Annotated in this window: 16 protein-coding genes and 1 tRNA gene; 12 read left to right on the top strand and 5 right to left on the bottom strand. The window is 60.8% G+C overall.

The window, feature by feature from the left end; genetic code table 11:
* The first annotated feature begins 181 nt into the window (after positions 1–181).
* From ACYG9Y_RS09640 to ACYG9Y_RS09620, 5 genes are all read left to right on the top strand, one after another.
* Positions 182–1,033 (top strand): alpha/beta fold hydrolase, encoded by an 852-nt coding sequence (locus ACYG9Y_RS09640; protein WP_023735346.1) that lies wholly within the window; start codon positions 182–184, stop codon positions 1,031–1,033.
* A 128-nt stretch (positions 1,034–1,161) separates the two neighbouring features.
* Positions 1,162–1,824: an outer membrane protein gene (locus tag ACYG9Y_RS09635; RefSeq protein WP_023738946.1), complete on the top strand. Its 663-nt coding sequence runs from the start codon at positions 1,162–1,164 to the stop codon at positions 1,822–1,824.
* Positions 1,825–1,952: 128 nt separating this feature from the next.
* Positions 1,953–2,038, top strand: a tRNA-Leu gene (locus ACYG9Y_RS09630).
* A gap of 1,304 nt (positions 2,039–3,342) precedes the next feature.
* Positions 3,343–3,534, top strand: coding sequence for a hypothetical protein (locus ACYG9Y_RS09625; RefSeq protein WP_023667524.1), 192 nt, complete (start codon positions 3,343–3,345; stop codon positions 3,532–3,534).
* A 944-nt stretch (positions 3,535–4,478) separates the two neighbouring features.
* Complete coding sequence (locus ACYG9Y_RS09620) at positions 4,479–4,727, top strand: hypothetical protein (protein ID WP_023695401.1); 249 nt, start codon at positions 4,479–4,481, stop codon at positions 4,725–4,727.
* Here the strand turns inward: ACYG9Y_RS09620 and ACYG9Y_RS09615 are convergent.
* Positions 4,724–5,587 (bottom strand): ATP-dependent DNA ligase, encoded by an 864-nt coding sequence (locus tag ACYG9Y_RS09615; RefSeq protein ID WP_023738947.1) that lies wholly within the window; start codon positions 5,585–5,587, stop codon positions 4,724–4,726. The two genes, ACYG9Y_RS09620 and ACYG9Y_RS09615, sit on opposite strands and share 4 nt — an antisense overlap.
* An 86-nt stretch (positions 5,588–5,673) precedes the next feature.
* On the opposite strand from ACYG9Y_RS09615, the gene ACYG9Y_RS09610 reads away from it, so the two are divergent.
* Positions 5,674–5,895 (top strand): hypothetical protein, encoded by a 222-nt coding sequence (locus tag ACYG9Y_RS09610; RefSeq protein WP_023681532.1) that lies wholly within the window; start codon positions 5,674–5,676, stop codon positions 5,893–5,895.
* Positions 5,896–7,180: 1,285 nt separating this feature from the next.
* Here the strand turns inward: ACYG9Y_RS09610 and ACYG9Y_RS09605 are convergent.
* Entirely contained in the window at positions 7,181–8,152 is a 972-nt protein-coding gene (locus tag ACYG9Y_RS09605; protein WP_023738949.1) for an ATP-grasp fold amidoligase family protein, read from the bottom strand.
* Between the two features lie 89 nt (positions 8,153–8,241).
* Positions 8,242–8,820, bottom strand: coding sequence for an NUDIX domain-containing protein (locus ACYG9Y_RS09600; protein WP_023667531.1), 579 nt, complete (start codon positions 8,818–8,820; stop codon positions 8,242–8,244).
* Between the two features lie 143 nt (positions 8,821–8,963).
* On the opposite strand from ACYG9Y_RS09600, the gene ACYG9Y_RS09595 reads away from it, so the two are divergent.
* The 4 genes from ACYG9Y_RS09595 to ACYG9Y_RS09580 all read left to right on the top strand — a co-directional run bounded on the left by ACYG9Y_RS09595 (position 8,964) and on the right by ACYG9Y_RS09580 (position 11,107).
* The gene (locus tag ACYG9Y_RS09595) at positions 8,964–10,061 is read left to right on the top strand and encodes an NADH:flavin oxidoreductase/NADH oxidase (RefSeq protein WP_023738950.1); all 1,098 of its coding nucleotides are present in this window, start codon (positions 8,964–8,966) and stop codon (positions 10,059–10,061) included.
* Between the two features lie 16 nt (positions 10,062–10,077).
* Positions 10,078–10,353: an SH3 domain-containing protein gene (locus ACYG9Y_RS09590; protein ID WP_023688344.1), complete on the top strand. Its 276-nt coding sequence runs from the start codon at positions 10,078–10,080 to the stop codon at positions 10,351–10,353.
* A 176-nt stretch (positions 10,354–10,529) separates the two neighbouring features.
* Positions 10,530–10,808, top strand: coding sequence for a DUF982 domain-containing protein (locus tag ACYG9Y_RS09585; protein WP_032891817.1), 279 nt, complete (start codon positions 10,530–10,532; stop codon positions 10,806–10,808).
* A gap of 59 nt (positions 10,809–10,867) precedes the next feature.
* Entirely contained in the window at positions 10,868–11,107 is a 240-nt protein-coding gene (locus tag ACYG9Y_RS09580) for a DUF2188 domain-containing protein (RefSeq protein WP_023667535.1), read from the top strand.
* 117 nt (positions 11,108–11,224) lie between these two features.
* Here the strand turns inward: ACYG9Y_RS09580 and ACYG9Y_RS09575 are convergent, their stop codons facing one another.
* Both ACYG9Y_RS09575 and ACYG9Y_RS09570 read right to left on the bottom strand, forming a co-directional pair.
* Complete coding sequence (locus tag ACYG9Y_RS09575; RefSeq protein WP_023738951.1) at positions 11,225–11,497, bottom strand: hypothetical protein; 273 nt, start codon at positions 11,495–11,497, stop codon at positions 11,225–11,227.
* A 64-nt stretch (positions 11,498–11,561) separates the two neighbouring features.
* Positions 11,562–12,563 (bottom strand): alpha/beta fold hydrolase, encoded by a 1,002-nt coding sequence (locus tag ACYG9Y_RS09570; RefSeq protein ID WP_050593136.1) that lies wholly within the window; start codon positions 12,561–12,563, stop codon positions 11,562–11,564.
* A gap of 174 nt (positions 12,564–12,737) precedes the next feature.
* Between ACYG9Y_RS09570 and ACYG9Y_RS09565 the strand changes: the two genes are divergently transcribed.
* Both ACYG9Y_RS09565 and ACYG9Y_RS09560 read left to right on the top strand, forming a co-directional pair.
* Positions 12,738–13,478 (top strand): competence/damage-inducible protein A, encoded by a 741-nt coding sequence (locus tag ACYG9Y_RS09565; RefSeq protein ID WP_023738953.1) that lies wholly within the window; start codon positions 12,738–12,740, stop codon positions 13,476–13,478.
* A 98-nt stretch (positions 13,479–13,576) separates the two neighbouring features.
* Entirely contained in the window at positions 13,577–14,410 is an 834-nt protein-coding gene (locus tag ACYG9Y_RS09560) for a universal stress protein (protein ID WP_023738954.1), read from the top strand.
* Positions 14,411–14,430: the final 20 nt, after the last annotated feature.

Below are 14,430 nucleotides of genomic sequence, written 5' to 3'. Positions count from 1 at the left end.
CTCGCCCGGGCGGATGCGCTGCACCTGTTCACCCCGACGACAGCATCAACGGTGCAGTCATTCAGTTTGGCTTGTGCCGGCACTTATGCTACTATTCTGGCGATGGTGCTGATTTGCGCCGACGACCCGCCGCGAGGCGGGTTTTTGTTGTGATGAGCCCGAAACCTCCTGAGGTGAAGTCATGATCCGGTTCCTGAAAGCATTCGCCTTCGTCACCCTGTTCCTGATCTCGTCCGGCTTTGCATCCGCCGAGGAGCGTTGGCAGACCTTGCCGGAGCCGGCGGCGATGCCCAAACCGGATCAGAGCGGATATGCGCCGGTCAACGGCATTCAGATGTACTATGCCGTTTTCGGCGCCGGTGATCCGATTCTCCTGATTCATGGCGGCCTTGGCCATGGCGACATCTGGGCAAGCCAGGTGGCGACCATGTCCAAGACGCACAAGGTTATCATCGCCGACAGCCGCGGCCATGGCCGCTCTGCCCGCACCGAGCAGCCTTACGGCTATGACCTCATGGCGTCGGACTATCTTGCGCTGCTCGACTATCTCAAGATCGACAAGACCGCTCTTGTCGGCTGGAGCGACGGCGGCATTATCGGCATCGACATCGCGCTGCATCATCCGGAGCGGCTGACACGGCTCTTTGCGCAGGCCGCCAACGTCACCACCGATGGCGTCGATCCGGGTGTGCTGACCAACAAGACCTTTGCCGCCTATATCGACCGCTCGGGCCGCGACTACAAGAAACTGTCGAAGACTCCCGACCAGTACGATGCCTTCGTGGCGCAGATCAGCCACATGTGGGAGTCGGAGCCGGCCTGGACCAAGGAACAGCTCGGCAAGATAACCACGCCGACCGCGATCGTTGCCGGCGACCATGACGAGGCGATCAAGCGCGAACACACCGAATACATGGCCTCCGTCATTCCGGGCGCCAAGCTCATCATCCTGCCCAACGCCAGTCATTTCGCCATGCTGCAGGCGCCGGACGAATATAGTCAGGCGGCGCTGGACTTCATTGACGCCAAATAGCGCCCCCAGCTAGAGCACCCAGCGCAGCAACGGGTGCATTCCGATTGTTGAACAATGGGTTCCGTTTTGCGGCGAATAGGATTACCTTCCGACAAGGCGCCTTCTGAACCGCCTTTTCGGAGAACTCGATGCGCTGTCTGACGATTGCCAGTGCCGGATTTCTGATTGCTCTGGCCGCGCCGGCATTCGCCGCCGACCCGATGGCGGTGCCGATGACCGAACCAGGCTTCGACTGGACCGGCTACTATGCCGGCCTGCAGGCCGGCTACGGCTGGGGCCAGTCCGACATATCAGTGACGGAAGGCGCGCCGTTTTCCATCTCGCCCGACATTGACGGCGGTTTCGTCGGGGCCCATGTCGCCGGCCTGTGGCAGTTCGACCAGGCAGTGCTCGGCGCCGAGGCGGAGCTCAATTATTCCGCCGTCGACGGTACGGCCGTATCAGGCCTTGGAAGCACATTCCGCACGGACATCAAGTGGTTCGGATCTGTCGACGCCAAAGCGGGCTTCGCCATGGACCGCGTGCTGGTCTACGGCGTCGGCGGCGTCGCCTTTGCCGGCATCGAAACTTCGCAAGTCGCGGGCGCGTCGTTCGCCGGCACACGCACCAATGTCGGCTGGACCTTGGGTGCCGGCGTCGACTACGCGCTGACCGACAAATTCATCGTCGGCGCGCAATATCGCTATTACGATTTCGGCTCCGAGCACTATGACGTGGCGGAACCCTTCAACGATCGCGATCAGGATGTGAAGCTGAACGCGGTTAGTATTAATCTCAGCTACAAATTCTGAGCCTTCTCGGCGACTGAGATTTTCGCCACAACCAATTGTTTTGAAATCGCGAACCACCTTTCATGAGTCCGACACTCGGCAAAAGATGGCTTGACGGGTTTTCGCTGGCGTCTGAAAAGGGCTGGCCTGCGGACGTGGCGGAATTGGTAGACGCAAGGGACTTAAAATCCCTCGATCTCTGATCGTACGGGTTCGATTCCCGTCGTCCGCACCAATTGAAATGCTTAGTTTTAGGATTCGTTCTGTACGAACTCACTGGCTACCATAGAAAAGGCTGACGCAGGTAGCCGCAGGGGCAGCCGGGATACAAAGCCGGGAACTGCCATGCTGGATTTTCAAGACTTGGTCGCTCATAGGGAAGCTCTGCTAAATGAGCAGTTGAGGAAAGCCTAGCTAGACTTCAAGACACCTGCGGTTGGAAAACAGGGGCCCGCTTTCACACCTCACGAACAACCAACTAAGGATGGTCGGGCGGCGTTGGCAAAAGCACTGTCAGCCTTCATCAATTCGGCCGGTGGTGTTTTGGTGTTCGGTATTGGCTGCCGTAAGAACAGTGACGGGCCGACTGCGCAACTGCGCTTGAGCCAATCCCGAACTGGAAAGTAGCCCCTTCGGTCGTAAGCTCGGCAGTTGGGGATTTACTGCATCCGAAAAACGACGATATCCGCGTCGCTGGATTTGCATCGAATGCCGACCAAAACGCCGAGCTCATGGTCATCGACGTGCCACGGTCGGAAACGTCGACCACACCGCAGCGTCAAAAGCTATATTACAAGCGTGCTGGTAGCTCTTCATACGCTATGGAGCATGTCGACATCGAGGGTGCCTTTCGAAGGATCTCCGTACCGGAACTTACAATGAAGGCCGACATGAGAAATACGCGTCGTCCGGCCTTGACGGTCATTATGAGATCAGGATGTGGCCGCAGAACGGGAGCCGGCTGGGGCCGCAGCGGCCTCAACCCGGTGGGCATGCTCCGTCGCGATTTTAAGAAGAGTTGCAGCCGTTTCCTGTGGCGTCCAACCTTGCGCTTCTGACGCAGTCACCAAGGCCGCAAACGCGGCTTCTAATGCGACTTCACAGTTCACCTCACGGTCTGGGCTATCCTCTGGCAATATCGGGGGTTCGACGGATTGGGACATCGTGACTTCTTTCAAAGGGGAAAAACCCGCCGCCCCAGCCTTTTGCCACTCAAACATTTCAGCAAAGGATCATTCCAGCTATCAGCAGCGTGATTAGAACTGACAACGGCACGGCCAGAAGACCGACCAACTCAACATTTCTTGTGTTTTGTCGCTTGTCCATCTTCGTCGCCCGCATGTCGTTGGCTTTGGCATCTTGCCGTCAACGTGCAGCTGTTGGAACCAACCACAAGTGCCGCTGATCGGAGATTCAGTCGGTGCTGCATATTAGCAACACATTGTGGAACGATCGGGCGGCATCAGCCAATTGCTTTTGAATGCGCTTGCACTTGCTTCGTACGATTCCGTACAGTTTCCCCCATAGGGGAGGCGGCCGATGGACCATGACGAGGAAGGCTACAGCATTGACGCCTTCGATTTCGATGTGGTGTGCGAGACCTTCAGGAGATCCGTTCGGGAGTTGAACTTGGCTGAAGAGCATTGGGTAGACCACGCGAAGGCGCTGCTACGGGAATTCACCGACAGCGCACCTGATGACGACATGATTAGCCGGATCGTCGGGCGCTAGTGGCCTATACAGCGGTAGTTGGTTAGAATCGTACCCCGGTCCTGCCACGGAAACCTTTTCCAAGGTTTGCCGCGTCATAGAGGCATCACAGAAGCTCCTGGAACAGATTGCCCAGCGCGGAGGGCCCTATAACGAAAAAGCTCGCCACCGTGAGGCAGCGGGCAGTTTTGGGAGAAACAGAAATGGGAACAATGGACCCCCGAATTGCCAACGGGCCAACGCCAATGCCGTCAGAGAGCCCTGCCTGGACGTGTGGCGTCCTGTCCGGCCCTCGCCATTGATTTCGTCGGCAAGCTTGTCTTTGGCCTCGTGATAGGTCTTGAAGTTGGCATCGGGATGGCAATCGCCGGCTGCCAAGGAGGCCGGCCGCTGGCCGACCCATCAGTTAGGCGTCCGTAGCCAGAGCGTTATAAAGCAGCAAACACGCCAGGATAGGAACGGCGCTGCCTAGCAGCTGGTCTGCCGTGAGGCCGGAAAAATAGACAAGATGAAACGTCACCATCGCTCTACCAATCACGGTTCGGAACACTGCCGAATTAACCGTTAGCCGACGCTAATGTTCCGCTCTGGACTCACTACCGCTTTGGAAGAATCCTGCATCAGCGCCCCGCCGACCTTGATCTCAACGTCCGTGCCACAAGGCTTTCCTTCGTTCGCATGGTTCGCAGAGATTAGCACGATCGCATACTCTCATCTCATCCGGCGTCGTCTCCCTCACAAAGCAGCGCCGGTAAGGCTCGGCGACCTTCTTGTTTGTCCGTGTGCCAAAGGAGGTCGCCGGGCCTGCCGTTGCTCATCTTTGCTGGTGGTTGCTCCTGATGGCTGCGCTTGGCGCCGTCGCCCTACTGCTACCTGCGGGGTAAGGCCGGCGAGCCCTCTTGTCAGGCAGTCCGGCATGTAGGATTATAGTCCTCGTTGCGGCGACCCCTCAATGGAGAGCGCCAATGGCCAGAACCAAACCTTCGGAACAACTTTCCCGGGCTGAAATCGAGCGCTTCCTGGCGGCAGCCGAAGCGCTGCACAAGAGCATCGTCGGGCCGCTCCTGGCGTACCACGGCGAGCACTACCAAGCTCTACGTAAGGTCCATGGACCCCTGTTGAAGTCGATCGAGACCATCACCGGCCAGAGGGCGAAGTTCATCCAGTGGAACGGGACAGGACCGGCACAGCCCCGGGACAAGCCTCCGGGCTAAGTCTCCTCCCGGAAATCCAGCAGCTTGGCATGGCGAAGCTTCTCCTCGCCCTTCAGGAACCGCACGCGGCCGACCAGGCCCGGCTTTAGCCATTCGGCCTTGTCACTCTTGAGCCCTTTCGGCGCCGGCCCGCCAATCTTGCCTTGCACGCGGTCCCATAGGCGCTGGCGCTTGTCCGCCTTGAAGGTGACGAAGGCGCCGCCGGCATAGTGGCCTTTGTCGGCCATCAGCACCATGGCAGGCTTGCCGGCCTCGCGCTGCACGCCGATGATGTCCATCTCCTTTTCGGCATAGCACTTGATCTTGCGCCAGTTCGTCGTCGGACCCGACCGATACTTGCTGCCCTTCCGCTTTGAAACGATACCTTCAAGCCCAGCCTGGTCGACCAGGTGAAAGACGGCGTCGCCAGTGCCCGGCATCGCTTCGCTGAACTGAATTCGGCCGCCTTCCGGGATCAACGCCCGGAGTATCTCGCGACGGTCTTCCACCGGCGTGTTCCGCAAGTCATGCCCGTTCAGGTGCAAGAGGTCGAATGCTAGCAGATACAGATCGCGCGAAGGCTTGCGGCTGGTCGCGGCTGATTGATGCGCATGGAAGTCGGATAGGCCAGCCTCATTGATCGTAATGGTCTCGCCGTCGATGATGAAGTCTTTCGCCTCGATCGCTTCCGCCTCACCGGCAAGTTGGATGTAGCGGCCCGTCCAATCATAACCGTTCTTGGTGATCAGCCGAATCCCGTCATCATCCTTGATGACCTGGGTGCGGTAGCCATCGAATTTGATCTCATGAATCCAATCATCGCCCATCGGCGGCGTGTCGACCAGTTCGGGTTCCATAGGCTTGATGAATTTCAGACGCATGCACTGACTCTCAGAACTGCGACTTCAATTAGCAATTGCTAAATTAGTTCCGGAACATTTTAGACGAATTGGATGTTTGAAGGGCTATGAAGATCGAAGCCGACCAATGCCGGGCAGCGCTGACGCTCATCCGGCGCACAATGGAAGAGCACTGTCCTCCTGGCGTGCTGCCGAGCGAAGAGATGGTCAATGGGCTCTATGGTCCGGAACTGATCCATGAGGCGGAAGCCATTGCCGCCGGCATCGTCGCAACCATTGACCAGCTGCAATTGCCCGTGATGAAACCGCCGTCCCCTAGTATCAAATAGAGAGCGACACAGGGAAGGTCGCTTGGCCGCGCGATCGTGGGCTCGCAACGACCGGCGAGGCGATGCCGGCCTCACCAAGGGTTACAGCCCCTCGACCAGCAGCGAAGGCGGCTCGCGGCAGTGCAACGCCCGAAGTGTTTCGAGACGACGATGTCCACCGAGCGTAGCCAGCGCGCGTTGTGCTGCACAAGGACCGAGGCAGCGGCACGGCCGCCCGGGCTACTCCAAAGGCGGCTCTTCGCTCTGTGGAGCCAAAACGGTGATATCCATCCTGGCGATTGTCGATGCGGCGCGCCCCTGGGCGCCAGAATCCGTGTCGCCACTTTCTGCCGCCATTGCCTTGGCGCGATGTCCTACGCTGTCTGCGCTTTTGCCTGGCGCAAATCCTTCGCCCGGTTCTGTCTTTGCGGGTTTCGGTCGAGTTTCAGCTGCCTGCCGATGTTGGTTTCCAATCGCCGAGACCATTGATACCTCCCCTTGATGAGGCCGCGACTGTACCTGTCAAGGCTGTAGCGAGGCTGATCACTTAAGTGGTCGGGTTGCGCCCGCTCGTAGTGGCCCTCCGATCACTGGGCTGTCGATGCCTTGGCGCTCGCGGACGTCTGGTCGGGTGGGAAGTTCAAACTCAGCCGCCCTTTGCGGCACCGGCTTCGCCCGACAATTAGGAACGATTTCGCCCGCCATGTGTTACGCAATCATGAATCTCGCGGATCCCGGATCAACAATGGCAACCGATCTTTTCACGATGCAACTCGCTGATGCTCAGCAGCGCATCAAACAGACCGAGTTCGCGCTGGTACTCAGCGAGAAAATGGTGGCTGAGAACCTCGCTTTATCCAGCAGGATACGATCGGCGAGGCGCCGAGTCCTGAAGACCGGAGGGCCTCTGGCGACAGTCGACTCAACAAGCTGAAAGAGTTCTTCAAATGATCTCGACCCAGTCCGGACGTGGGAGAGCTTGCCGGTAACCTTAGCGGTAATCGGCCGGGTCGCAGCAGGAAGCGCGCTGAAAACTTGCTCCATGAAGACTGCGGCGTCGCTATGAATCTCGCCTTGTGTTGCCGAATCCGATCTGCGCAAAGGCGCGTGGTCGAGACCAGGCAGCGGCTCACGAAGATTGATCCCAGCAGGGCAAATTGACCGCTACGGCTCAGTTGAGGCAGCACTTCGAAATCACGGCTATTGACCTGCTGAGCTATCAGTTTCCCTCGATCTCTAATCGTATGGGTTCTCCGCACCACCCTTCGCTCTTCGAGCTTCGGGGTGGCAGGCCACCGAGTAGCCGTCAAACGTCGAGATAGCCGGCGGCGACCAGCGTTGCCTTATATCGCCGGGCAAATCGGCTGGGCAAACGACTGAGGTAAGCTGACGCGCCAATATCCCAATGCGCGCCCAGTTCGCGGTCGAAGGCAGCCGGGTCGAATTGCAGCAAGCCGCTGCGTGGGTAGACCGTGAATTCTCCGAAGATCGGCTCCCCCTCCTCCTCGTAGAAATCGACACGCACCATGTCGAACTCGCTGCCAAGCGCCTCGGCTGCCTCGATCATCCGCGCCAGGCTCTTGGGACGGGGAATTTCCAGGCTCGAGTCGATCGCGCCCTGGGCAATGTTCAGCGGGCGCCAATCGCGATCCAGGTGGGCGGTATTCTTGACCGTGGAACGGAAGGCGACGACGACAATGTAGGCGACGCGGCCAGCCAGCACACAGAATTTGTAGTCGACCGGGTCATAATCCTGGTCCTTGCCGACAAGCGCTTCGACGAAAACGCGCCGCTCTATGTGCGCATAGCTGCGCTCCAGCTTGCGGGCGCCATAGGTTTGGCCAAGGTATTCCGTCATCTCGGCAATGATCGCCTTCCGGTCGGCGTTGGCCGGATCGCGAACGATGACATTCATGGCGCAACCGTGGTTGCATTTGACGGCGTAGGGGATTTTCAGGTCATCGAAGGGGATCTGGCGCGGATCGTCGCCCTGCCACAGCACCTCAGGGATGGCGAGCCCGGGAAGCCGCTCCCTGACGATTTCCTTGGACTTGAGCTTGTCGAGAAGACCGGCAAAGCGAGGATCGTCATCGAAAATCTTGCGCCAGTGGATCTTTTCCGTGAACGTCACCGGGGCTGCAAAATTCGGCAGATGCCGCATCCGCTCCAGGAAACGCTGGGTCAACCGGCGGTAGCGGACAAGCAGCGCGGCGTTCAGCAACAGGAGAGATGCCCGCGCGCTGTTTCGCTTCAGCCATGCCTTTGCGCCACGCGCCATTCCGGTGTCCTTGCAACCTGCGCAACTTCATCCGCGAAGTGGACGTGCCACCCTGCCCGCAGCAGTGAGGCACGTCGAGCTTCGCCGAGCTAGCCCTTCATCGGGTACAGTTTCAAATGCTGGATCAGGATGATCGTCTTGGCGTCGATGATGCGGCCGTCTGAAATGCCGGCCAGCGCTTCATCAAGAGGCATTTCCAGAACCTCGATGTCCTCGCCCTCGTCGGCCGCGCCGCCGCCGGCCGAGATGCGGTCGGCGGGTGAATAGCGCGCCACGAAGAACCACAGCCGTTCGGTGACGCTGCCCGGGCTCATATAGGGGGAAAACAGCCGCTCGATGTTCTGTAGGCGATAGCCGAGCTCTTCCTCGGCCTCCTTGAGGATGGCGGTTTCGGGATCGTTTTTGTCGAGCAGGCCGGCGCAGGCCTCGATCAGCGGTTCGCGGTGGCCGGTGACGTAGGCGGGGTAGCGGAACTGCCGCACCAGAAGCACCGTCTGACGCTCGGGATCGAAAGGCAGGATCACCGCGCCGTCGCCACGATCGTAGGTCTGGCGAATCTGCGTCTCCCACTGCCCGTCACGCCGGCGATAATCGAGGACGGTCTTCTTCAGGACCGCCCAGTCGTCGGACAGGACTTCCTCCGAGCGGATGCGGATACGATCTTCCATGATGAGCTCCAAGCTGTCGGCGCCATGGCGTAACCGCGAACGGTTTTGCGCGCAACCGAAACGGCGAAGCTTTCACCGCCTCGTGTCTGGTGCCGGCAACTGCCATCGCCTAAATAGCTGCAGTCCCTCTCCGGAGTTTTTTGATGACCGCAGCGCTTTTCCAGCCGATCGCCCTCGACGGCCTGACCTTTCCGAACCGTATCGCGGTGGCGCCGATGTGCCAGTATTCCGCCGAAGACGGCTCGGCCAGCGACTGGCATCTCTATCACTGGATGAACCTGGCGATGTCGGGCGCCGGCATGGTCACCGTCGAGATGACCGACGTCGAACGGCGCGGCCGCATCACCCATGGCTGCCTCGGCCTCTATTCCGACGACAACGAGGCGGCCGCCCGGCGCACGCTGGATGCAGCGAGGCGCGTCGCCGCGCCGGAAACGAAATTCGGTATTCAGCTTGCCCATGCCGGCCGCAAGGCATCCAACCGAAAGCCCTGGGAAGGCGGCGGCCCATTGCAGCCGGGCGAGGATCCCTGGCAGACCGTCTCGGCCTCGGCCATCGCCTATGACACCGGCTGGAATGTGCCGCATGCGCTGGAGGAAGATGAAATCCTGCAGCTTGTCGAGCGCTTCACTCAAGCCGCGAGGCGGGCCGCGCGCGCCGGCTTCGACTTCCTCGAGCTGCACGCCGCGCACGGCTATCTGATCTTCCAGTTCCTGTCGCCGCTTTCCAACCAGCGCACCGACCGCTGGGGCGGCTCGCTGGAAAACCGCATGCGTTTCCTCATCGAGATCGCCAAATCGGTGAGGAAGGCAGTTCCAAACCTGATGCTTGGCGCCCGCCTGTCGGTGAAGGACTGGGTCGATGGCGGCTTCGAGGTCGACGAGGCGATCGAGGTGGCCAAAGCCTTGAAGGCGCTTGATGTTGCCTATATCTGCTGTTCGAGCGGCGGCAATTCGCCGTTGCAGAAGCTGCCGACCGGCGCCGGCTATCAGGTGCATCTGGCCGAAGCGGTGCGCAAGGGCGCCGGCATCCCGACACGGGCTGTCGGCCTGATCGACGATCCCTCGCAGGCAGAGGCGATCGTCGCCGACGGCCGCGCCGACATGGTCGCGCTGGCCCGCGCCTTCCTCGCCGATCCGCGCTGGGGCTGGCGCGCCGCCGCCACCTTCAGCGAGAAAATCCATCCCGCGCCACAGCTCGCCCGCTCGGTGACCACGATGCAGCACTGGACGAAGGGCTGAACAGGCTGCGCCGACGGTGGTCGCGCTGTCGTTCGCCGCGTCGTCTCCGGTCGGCGCGCAATATTGCGAAGGCACGGTGCACGGCCTGTCCAGGCACTACGATCTCGATACCGGCAGCGGGTTTCTCGCCGTGCGCGCACGGCCGAACTCGTCGTCGCGCATGATCGGGCAATTGTTCAACGGCGACCACACGGAGATTTTCGACCGCCGGGGCAACTGGTACCAGGTCGAAATCGGCGGACGGACCGGCTGGGCCAACGCCCACTGGCTGCGCAACGACTGCGGTTACTGAGACGAACGATTGCGGTTGCTGAGACGCCAATGCATGTCGCCCAAAAGTGGGACCCGGTTTTGGGACAACGACATGCATTAAACAGAAATCAAAAGCGCGTCGCAAACGCGACGCGACTTTTGGGCGCAGGCTGACGGCCATTTTTGCAACCATATTGGCTGCTTTGCGTTGCGGCCATCATGGATAACAAACCTTTTGAAACCCCGGTCGTGGTCGAACTCGGCCATGTCGGCAAATATCGCCAGATCCGCAGCACCCAGGAAGCGGCGGAGTGCCTGATGACGGTGTGGCCGCTCAATCGCGGCCCGCGCCATCGTGATGCTCTCGACACTTGCCTCAAAGTGCTGGAAGGTTATCGTTCGACGGCCGATGCACGCAGGGCTTTGATCGAAGCGGCCAAGGAATCGGAAGTGCTGGTTCCCGAAGACCGGCTGCCAGACGCCAAACTGCATTGAAGCCCAGATAGCATTGAATAACGGGCCGCATTGAGCGGACGGACGAACCGGAGGATTTCATGGCGAAGCTGACTTACAAGATCGTCGAGCATGACGGGGGCTGGGCCTACAAGGTCGGTTCGACATTCTCGGAGACATTCCCGACCCACCAGGATGCGCTGCGCGCCGCCGAGATCGCCTCGGCCGAACAGCAGATCGCCGGCGCCACGGACGGCATCCAGTATGAGGATGCCGAAGGCAAGTGGCACGACGAACTGGCCGACGGCCGCGACCGGCCGCAGACCGAAGTTTCCGACTGATCTTTGCCCCTCAGCTTTCGCTGCCGGCCGTGGATGCTCGCCTAAGCAATTCCCTAGGGAATTGCGTCAAAACAAACAGGCGGGACATCCTGCCGGTCAGTCGAAGCCGCGGCTTGATCACTTGCCGCAATATTGATCGTTCACGTTGGGCCTCACATTTCCGTAGGGTCCTGACGGGTCGGAGGCGCACGGCCCCGTAGCGCCGCCATAGCCTTGGCTATCGTCGGCATTGATGCTGCCGGTGGTGCTCTGGTCGACCGTCGATGACTGCTCGTTGCCGAACGGCCACCAGCTGTGATGGTTGGAATACGTGCCGTCCGATGACTGCGCCATCGCCGATGTGGCAAGACCGATCGTCAGCACGGATGCTGCAAAAACTTTCCTGTACATTGAATTACTCCGTATCCGCCGCCTTGGGTGCGACACGGGGTAAACCGGATATCAGCCGAATGGTTCAGTGAAATTGTTGTGAGGCTGTGGTGAGGTCTTGGCCGGCGAATGCCCGCTCGGCAATGCGCTTGATGAAGGCGATGACGCGGTCCGGCTCGACGAATTGCGGCATGTGGCCGAGGCCTTCGACCGTCTCGAAATCGAGCCCTTCGATCCTGTCCTTCATCGGCTCCCCATGTATGCGCATGGCGATGACGCGATCGGCTGTCCCGAAGAAAATCCCGGCCGGCATGGCGATCTCTCCATAGCGCTCTTCGATGCGGCCAAGATCCTCTTCGACCGCCACGAAATCGGTGGAGGTCGCATGGAAATGGACAGGCCTCAGCCCGAGCCATCCGCCGCCATCGATCATGTAGTCGGCGGGAACGGCCTGCGGCGAGAAGATGAACTCCAGTGTCTGCCGCGCATATCTGAGGCTTGTCGGTATCGCGACGGTGTAGGCCATGATCCAGCGCCAAAGCCGCGAACGGATATAGAGCAGGCCCGCTTTCTCGCGGACGCCGGCTTCCAGATGGGTCAGCGGCGCCAGCAAGGCCATGCCGGAAATCGCGTCGGGATGTTCCACGGCCAGGGTCAGCGCGACAGCGCCGCCCAGGGAATGCCCGACCACAAGCGGCCTTTCCATCGCGAGCGTTTCAATGAAGCGCCTTATGATATCGGCCTGCTCAGGCAAGCGGCCGGTGGCTCCTTTGGCCCGCACCGAATAGCCCGATCCCGGCCGGTCGAGCGCGATCAGCCGGTAACCGGGGCCGAAGCGGTTGAACAGCGTGTGCCGGAACTGATGAAGCTGGGCGCCAAGTCCGTGCACGAACAGGATCGGCCGTCCCTCGCCCGTTTCGATATAATGGACGCGGCTGCCGTCGATCTCGACGAAGTTTCCGCCGGCCGGCACCAGCCTTTCGGCCTTGGCGGCAATCCAGAGCGTTGCCGCGACCAGGCAGGCTACGATGACGAGAGCCAGCACGGACAGGCTGGCAACAAGCCACAGCAGAATTGATACCAGCATGTTTTCACCCGGGAGCGGACCGGCGCGCACCATCACCCACTGACGAACGCTCGGCAAGGCAGATGGCGGCTTGTGTCGGCATTGCCGCCAGTTCGATGTCGCGCTATCTCAGGCGACCTTCTTTCTGCCTCAGGCGACCTTGTCTGCCAACGGGCCTGTTTGCCGGAGCCTTCCATGCCTGAAATCGTCACTGCCGCCATGCTTGTCATCGGCGACGAGATTCTGTCCGGCCGCACCAAGGATAAAAATATCGGCCACCTCGCCGACATTATGACGGCCATCGGCATCGACCTGAAGGAAGTGCGGATCGTTCCCGACGAGGAGGACGAGATTGTCGCTGCGGTGAATGCCGTGCGCGCCCGCTACACCTATGTCTTCACCACCGGCGGCATTGGCCCAACGCATGACGACATCACCGCCGATTCGATTTCCAAGGCTTTTGGGGTGCCGTGCGAATACGACGCCAAGGCCTATGCCATGCTGGGCGAGAGCTATGCCGCGCGCGGCATCGAATATACCGAGGCCCGCAAGCGCATGTCGCGCATGCCGCGCGGCGCCGACCATATCGACAATCCGGTCTCCGTCGCGCCCGGCTTTCGCATCGGCAACGTCCATGTCATGGCCGGCGTGCCGGCGATTTTCCAGGCCATGCTCGACAATGTCGTGCCGACGCTGAAGGCCGGCACCAAGATGCTGTCGGCCACCGTCCATTGCCCGTTCGGCGAAGGCTTGATCGGCGGTCCCCTGGGCGACATCCAGAAGGCGCATCCCGACACCGTCATCGGCTCCTATCCGAAATATGGCGACGGCAAGTTCTGGACGGAGCTGGTGGTCCGCGCCCGCAGCCAGGAGGCGCTGGATTCGGCACGCAAGGACGTCGAGGCGATGGTGGCCGGCTTCACCGCCGCCAAGTGACCCTGGGTTCGCGGACCATCGCCGGGCCGGAACCAAGCACCGCACTCCCACGTTTTCCCTCGGGCGCAGCACGCGCTGGCAGATTTGAGGGATTTCGCATGCGCTTCAAGACCATCGTCGCCATATTGCAGAACGAACAGGACGCCGAACGCGTGCTCGACTGCGCCATCCCGCTTGCCGACCGGTTCGAGAGCCATCTCATCGGCATCCATGCCGAAGCGCTGCCCGTTCCCTACACCTCGGCAACCGGCTTCCCCGACACCGAGTTCCTGCAGGTCTCCGCCGACATGAACCGCGAGCGCGCCGAGAAATTGCAGGCGCTTTTCGTTCGGCAGATCGAGAATTCCGGCCTTTCCTTCGAATGGCGCAGCCTCGAGAGCTTTTCCGGCGACAGCGCGCTGACGGGTATTTCCAGCGTGCGCGCCGCCGACCTGATCATCGCCGCGCAGCGCGAGACCGGCGGCGACCAGAGCGCCGATGTCGACGCGCTGGTTTACGATGCCGGCCGGCCGGTGCTGGTGGTGCCGCATGAGGGGCCGTTGGTCACCACATTCAAACATGTGCTGCTGGCCTGGAACGGCAGCAAGGAGGCGGCGCGTGCCGCCTTCGACGCGCTGCCCTTCATCATCGAGGCCGAGAAAACCGACATTCTGGTCATCGATCCGCCGGATACGCTGGATGACAACCCGGAAGCCGCCGGCGCCGAGATCGCCGCGGCACTCTCCAGGCATGGCGCAACGGTCAGCGTGTCGGTGCAGAAATCGGGTAATGCTTCGGTCGATGACGTCATCCAGACCCGGATCGCCGAGACCGGAGCCGACCTTCTGGTGCTCGGCGCCTACAGCCATTCCTGGCTGCGTCAGCTTTTGTTCGGCGGCGTCACGCGCACCGTGTTGCGCAGCGTGCCGGTGGCGGCCTTTTTGTCGCGGTAACTCCACAGACTGGCCCCGCC

Source organism: Mesorhizobium sp. W050 (genome assembly GCF_054719535.1).
The sequence above is the reverse complement of the archived record's forward strand: the minus strand, read 5'-3'. Positions and strand labels throughout refer to the sequence as shown.